Here is a 5,757-nt window from a genome sequence, read left to right as displayed (position 1 = left end):
GGAATCTGACAGTTTTTAACACCTAAGTAGGTGGGTGGAATTAAATATAACATGAACGTAGGTTGGGTTGAAGCATGAAACCCAACGCCCGATTATGTTACGCTACCGCTAACCCATCCTACAAATAATTGTGCCTCCCTACTTAACTACTTAGGATTGGCTGAATAAATGTGAAATATAGACGAGGTAAGGGGTTTGGGGGTCTGTTTGGCGAAGCAGGTGCAAGATTTTAAAGCTAGTGACTCAAAAACCTTGCATCTTGATCGGCTGGCATCCTGTAGGGGCGAAGCATTAGGATAGAAAATCTCCGGTTTCAGCGATAGGTTATTTCCCGAATGCTTCGCCCCTACTTTTTCAGCAAACCCTACTTAATTAAGTTTAATAAATTGTGATTTTTAAAGAGACTAATATCGAGAAAATTAGCTAGTTTATCAATTACTTTACCCCAGAAAAATCCTCGAACTTGATCGCACAAAGAAGCAAAGAGTAAACCGGTAATCGTGCTGAGGGAATCGGTCAACAAGCTCAGAAAAATTAATCCGCTTACACTTGCGACTACCTTTAAAACAAACAACGGTTGAGTCTTCTCTGACGAACAATACACATTATTACATTCTCCCGCACTCGAACCAAGAATAAAGGTACAATAGAACTGTAGAGATCTGGAGGGTTGCTATGTTTACACACAACTTAGATGACAAAAAACTGTCCCTCGATCTAGAAGGGAAAGCACCGCAAAAACTCACCTATCGTTCACCAAAAATCTACCACCTCGATCGCCCTAGCAATTTGTCAACAGAAAGGAATTCAAGGACTGCGGGATTTAGAAGGAAAATTTGCCCTCGTTATTTTTGATGGAAGTCCTGCGGCAACATTTCCTAGGCATTGCTGATGTCAAAAGTGGCAGTCGCATCGGCAGTTCCCTAGCTGTGATCCCATGGTTGCCACCAAGCAACTGAAGCAGGACGGGGATATCATCCCGGAGCGGGAAGGGAAACCAGACTAAAATCGCCAAGGTTTGGATTTCTCCCACAATTTAACCTCCCCTGCACACCGGGGGTTTTTTAGTCAGCAAAATCGGTAACTAGGGACAAGAATAAATTAGTCAATTTATGGGAAAATAAGCTCATCTTCTCCGCTTTTATCCGATGCAAGCCAACTTTTTTACTAATATCCTCTTACCCGTTGCCCTAGGCGTTTTAATGTTAGGCATGGGATTAGGATTAATTCCCGCCGATTTTCAGCGTATCACCCGTTATCCCAAGGCAGTCCTGATCGGTTTAGTCAATCAAATTATTATTCTACCGATCATCGGTTTTATTATTGCTTCTCTTTTGCCTCTCCGGCCAGAAATTGCCGTCGGTTTAATGATTGTCGCCATTTGCCCCGGCGGTCCTTCCTCCAATGTTTTAACCTATTTAGCTAAGGGAGATGTGGCTCTTTCTGTTACTTTAACCGCTTTTAGCAGCATCATCACCATTTTCACAATACCTTTTTTAGCTAGTTTTACTATCCAGCATTTTATGGGGGAAAGTGCCGCCATCTCCCTACCCATTGGTTCCACTATGGGGCAGATATTTTTGATTATAGTTTTACCCCTGGTTATGGGTATGACTATCCGCCATTACTTTCCTTTACTGGCCAAAAGTATGGAACCGATAACTAATCGTTTGGCCGTAATTTTTCTAGCAGTTATTATCTGCTTATTAATCCTGAGAGAATGGCAACGTTTACCTTTATTTATCGCTCAAACTGGCCTGGCAGTGATTATTTTAAACACGATTACTTCCCTAATTGGTTTTTTCAGTGGTCGTTTATTTCAATTAACTATTCCCCAAAGAATTTGTATCGCCATTGAAGTGGGTATTCAAAGCGGCACTTTAGCTATTGCTATCACTGCCGGTTTATTAAAGAATCCCGATCTAACCATTCCCGCAATTGTCTATAGTTTATGGATGTATGTCAGCGCTTTTATCGCTGTTTATTATGGTCGCCAAAAAGCCGCTTTGGCAAAATAGCTAAATCGGGTGATAGGATATAGCTAAAAAACTGATAACTGATTATGTTAATTGGTAAATATTTAACCCTAGAAGAATTCTGTACCTGTTCCCAAACCTATCAAAAGTACGCAGCACAAATCGACCCCTATCCAAAAAATCCTGCAACGATAACCGCTTGGCAAAATCTCGCTCACTTTATTATCGATCCAATTATTGATAATTTTGGTCGAGAAAAATTCCAATTAACCTACGGATTTTGTTCCAATGATCTGAGAAAATTTCTCCAAAAAAAAGACCCAATCACCGGCTTAAAAAACGGTAGAATCGATCCCAGTCGTGATCAACATTGCGCCCACGAAATTAATCAAAAAGGTCAATATTATTGTCAGCGATTGGGGGCAGCCTGTGATTTTCGGATTATCGATTTAACGAGCGATCGCCTGATAGATTGGATTTTAACCGCAAAATTACCCTTTGATTCTCTCTATTTTTACGGAATTAATCGCCCGATTCATATCAGCTACGGACCCCAACATAAACGAGATCTATGGACTTTTACCACTAAAGGAACACCAACTAAAAAAGGTTTACAATCATGCTTAGAAGCCGCTAAATCCATCGATTCTGAAGCTAAAAAATCCCCCGAAACCGGGGGATAACCAAGACCTAAAACCCTCTTCTTTTAGATTTCTGGTTCCAGATCGTCCTCATCGTCCTCGTCGGCAGGTTCCGTGGGGAAAGGAACCGAACCCATGTCTAATTTATCCCGCAATAACTTCTCAATTTCCGCCGCTACTTCTGGCTTTTCTTCGAGATATTTAACGGCATTATCGCGACCCTGGGCAATATTTTCGCCATTATAGCTATACCATGCCCCTTTACGAGTAACTACGTTAGTTTGTTCGGCGATATCGAGCATACAACCCACCTGGGAAATGCCTTTACCGAAGATAATATCAAATTCAGCAATCCGGAAAGGAGGCGCGACTTTATTTTTAGCCACCTTAACTTTAGCCCGAATTCCGTATTCCCCTTCCGTGCCTTTTTTCAAAGTTTGAATGCGACGGATATCTAAACGCACCGAGGCATAGAATTTTAAGGCCGTTCCTCCGGTGGTCACTTCAGGATTGCCGTAGGTGACACCGATTTTTTGCCGCAGTTGGTTGAGGAAAATCACCACACAACCCGATTTACCAATATTACCGGCAATTTTTCGCAGGGCTTTACTCATCAAACGGGCCTGCAAACCCACCTGATTATCCCCCATTTCCCCTTCAATTTCCGCCCGCGGCACTAAAGCGGCCACCGAGTCGATGACAACGATATCCACGGCCGAAGAACGCACTAACTGGTCAACTATTTCTAAGGCTGCCTCCCCCGTGTCCGGTTGTGCCACCAGTAAATTATTGATATCTACCCCTAAATCTTCCGAATAGGTGGGATCTAAAGCGTGTTCCGCATCGACAAAGGCCGCCACTCCCCCGGCTTTCTGCACTTCTGCGATCGCATGGAGGGCTAAGGTGGTTTTTCCAGAACTTTCCGGCCCGTAAATTTCGACGATGCGGCCTTTCGGTAAACCGCCACCCAACGCCATATCTAGGGTTAAAGCACCACTAGGCACGGTTTCTACCCGCATCCGGGTGGCGTCTCCTAAACGCATAATCGAACCTTTGCCAAAGTTGCGCTCGATTTGAGTTAAGACTAAGCCTAAGGCTTTATCTCGATCGGAATTATTTGTCATTGTCGCCATTAATTTTCTCCCCAGTTTTCTTAAGTAGTACAGCAGTATGCAAAGATTGTAGCCTGTTTTAATCTTGATCACCAAAAAGTTAGAGACTTTTTCCAGAATGGTGATCAAAAATCAAAAGTTTTGATTTTTACAGCCAAGGCCGGCTCATCTGTTCTAATTGCGTCACCTCTTGCGCTTCTAAACTCCATCCTAACGCCCCAGCATTTTCCCTCGCTTGGGCCGCAGTTTTTGCCCCCGGAATGGGAATCACATCCCCTTGGGCGATTAACCAATTGAGGGCGACTTGTGCGGGGGTTTTTTGGTATTTTTCGCCCAATTCTTGCATTACCCTTAAAATTGGGGCTATTTTCTCCAAACCTTCTTTTTTGAACCGCGAGTCAACTTTTCTGGCTCCATCGGGCAAATTCTGGCTTTCTGGGCTATATTTACCCGTCAGTAGTCCTTGAGCGAGGGGGCTGTAGGCGAGGATGGTGACACCTAATTCCTTGGCCGTGGCTAAAATTGCCTTAGTTTCTATTTTGCGATACAAAAGCGAATACTGCACCTGATTGACCGCTAAGGGAACCTCTTTTTTCGCCAAAATCTGGCTTGCTTGACGCATTTGCTCGGCGGAATAATTACTTACACCCACGGAACCAATGCGGCCGCGTTTTACTTCTTCCCCTAGGGCATTCATTAGGGTTTCTTGGCTAATTAGGAAGGTGAAGGGCCAATGTACTTGGTAAAGGGTAATTTTATCGGTTTTTAGACGGTTTAAGCTCTCGGTAATGGCATTATGCACCGCATTCGCCCCCAATCGCCACGGTACGGGGGCAAACTTGCTGGCAATATCGATGGGAATATCGGTCTGTTGGGTAAATTTTCCTAAGAGTCGTTCCGATTCCCCCAGTCCATAGACTTCGGCAGTGTCAAAAAAGGTGATTCCTGCCTCTACTGCCGCTTTAAAGGCCGCTTCTACCTGACTAGCTCCGTATTCCTTGCCATAGTTCCAGAATAGTTTATCTCCCCATGCCCAAGTCCCAATTCCCAAGGCACTGACGGCAATTCCTGTTTGTCCGAGATTAGCGGTTTGTCTAGTCATATTCTCTACACGGAATGACAGCGTTTCCCATTAAAGATGAAGTGTAACCTATATTTGGTCTGACTCACCACTAACCCCCTTTTTTGATTCCGGGAAATTCGCACCCATAAGTAATGGGAAAGGACTTGACTTTGCCGGCGGCTTGCGCTATGCTTTTCTTATAATGGCGATCTGTGCAAAATTTTTTTAGATGCAAAGATTTCCATTATGAATAAAATCTTTTAAAAATATTATCCCAAAATCTGCCGATAAAAGCAAGCAAAATTTTGGCGATAATTGTTAAGTTTTGTTAACAAAGAAATACAGAGATCAGCAAGGTCAAAAAATCGAAGTCTCTTGCTGATCTTGTTTGTCGCCTAAGCTATGATTAGGTTAGGCGAATTTGGCGCTTTGACTAATTGTTAGTGCTAACTTCCGTGGTTTCAACAATTGCCGTCGGTTGGCAGGGAGTAGGTTGAAATTTCTCTGGAAAAGAGAAGCCTAAAAATGATGCGATCGCAAATATGGTGCTGATAATTTTGGCAAGACTGACAAGGTCTTCTCTGTACTTTAACCAATATTTATACATAATCATCAATCCTTTTACTTAGGAGGTGAACTATCTTTAGATTAAAAAAAATCTGATTATTTGTCGTTACTCAAAAGTCCTAAAAATGGTACTTTTTTTAGGTACTCTCAAGTAACCTGACAAGGTACTGAAAAGTAATCTTAAGTCCTGTTGCCCTTAAACAATGATGATAAATGAACTAAAAATGACTGAAATTAAAACCCTTTCATGGACTGAATAGAACTCTTGCAAATTAATTATATGTTATAATGATGGGTTAACTAATTTTCCCCAAAAAATTAGTTAATCAGTACATTTGTCCTGAATGAAAACTTGAAGTTTAACTTTTAACTCAAAACTCTTTAGAGCTGCTTTAATT

7 protein-coding genes are annotated in these 5,757 nt (G+C 42.4%); 3 read left to right on the top strand and 4 right to left on the bottom strand.

What is annotated here, in order from left to right:
• Positions 1–364: 364 nt before the first annotated feature.
• Positions 365–523 (bottom strand): hypothetical protein, encoded by a 159-nt coding sequence (locus IM500_RS20195; protein WP_287739420.1) that lies wholly within the window; start codon positions 521–523, stop codon positions 365–367.
• A gap of 152 nt (positions 524–675) precedes the next feature.
• Here IM500_RS20195 and IM500_RS20190 point away from each other — a divergent pair, with 152 nt between their 5' ends.
• The 3 genes from IM500_RS20190 to IM500_RS20180 all read left to right on the top strand — a co-directional run bounded on the left by IM500_RS20190 (position 676) and on the right by IM500_RS20180 (position 2,659).
• Complete coding sequence (locus tag IM500_RS20190) at positions 676–855, top strand: hypothetical protein (protein WP_002759146.1); 180 nt, start codon at positions 676–678, stop codon at positions 853–855.
• A gap of 293 nt (positions 856–1,148) precedes the next feature.
• On the top strand, positions 1,149–2,018 hold the full coding sequence (locus tag IM500_RS20185; protein WP_287739419.1) for a bile acid:sodium symporter family protein: 870 nt from the start codon (positions 1,149–1,151) through the stop codon (positions 2,016–2,018).
• A gap of 44 nt (positions 2,019–2,062) precedes the next feature.
• The gene (locus IM500_RS20180; protein ID WP_287739418.1) at positions 2,063–2,659 is read left to right on the top strand and encodes a hypothetical protein; all 597 of its coding nucleotides are present in this window, start codon (positions 2,063–2,065) and stop codon (positions 2,657–2,659) included.
• A gap of 23 nt (positions 2,660–2,682) precedes the next feature.
• Here IM500_RS20180 and recA read toward each other — a convergent pair whose 3' ends face one another.
• The 3 genes from recA to IM500_RS20165 all read right to left on the bottom strand — a co-directional run bounded on the left by recA (position 2,683) and on the right by IM500_RS20165 (position 5,399).
• The gene (gene recA / locus IM500_RS20175) at positions 2,683–3,750 is read right to left on the bottom strand and encodes a recombinase RecA (protein WP_287169519.1); all 1,068 of its coding nucleotides are present in this window, start codon (positions 3,748–3,750) and stop codon (positions 2,683–2,685) included.
• Between the two features lie 127 nt (positions 3,751–3,877).
• Positions 3,878–4,831, bottom strand: coding sequence for an aldo/keto reductase (locus IM500_RS20170; RefSeq protein ID WP_287739417.1), 954 nt, complete (start codon positions 4,829–4,831; stop codon positions 3,878–3,880).
• Between the two features lie 394 nt (positions 4,832–5,225).
• On the bottom strand, positions 5,226–5,399 hold the full coding sequence (locus IM500_RS20165; protein ID WP_164502961.1) for a hypothetical protein: 174 nt from the start codon (positions 5,397–5,399) through the stop codon (positions 5,226–5,228).
• Between the last annotated feature and the right edge of the window lie 358 nt (positions 5,400–5,757).

The organism is Microcystis sp. M179S2 (assembly GCF_020245805.1).
GTDB lineage: Bacteria > Cyanobacteriota > Cyanobacteriia > Cyanobacteriales > Microcystaceae > Microcystis > Microcystis aeruginosa.
Note: the sequence above shows the minus strand (reverse complement) of the source record. Positions and strands in the feature narration are given on the sequence as shown.

Excerpts from the sequence above, each read along its gene's own strand:
- IM500_RS20185 (WP_287739419.1), top strand. The coding sequence starts at position 1,149 with ATGCAAGCCAACTTTTTTACTAATATCCTCTTACCCGTTGCCCTAGGC.
- IM500_RS20165 (WP_164502961.1), bottom strand. The coding sequence starts at position 5,399 with ATGTATAAATATTGGTTAAAGTACAGAGAAGACCTTGTCAGTCTTGCC.
- IM500_RS20180 (WP_287739418.1), top strand. The coding sequence starts at position 2,063 with ATGTTAATTGGTAAATATTTAACCCTAGAAGAATTCTGTACCTGTTCC.
- recA (WP_287169519.1), bottom strand. The coding sequence starts at position 3,750 with ATGGCGACAATGACAAATAATTCCGATCGAGATAAAGCCTTAGGCTTA.
- IM500_RS20170 (WP_287739417.1), bottom strand. The coding sequence starts at position 4,831 with ATGACTAGACAAACCGCTAATCTCGGACAAACAGGAATTGCCGTCAGT.
- IM500_RS20190 (WP_002759146.1), top strand. The coding sequence starts at position 676 with ATGTTTACACACAACTTAGATGACAAAAAACTGTCCCTCGATCTAGAA.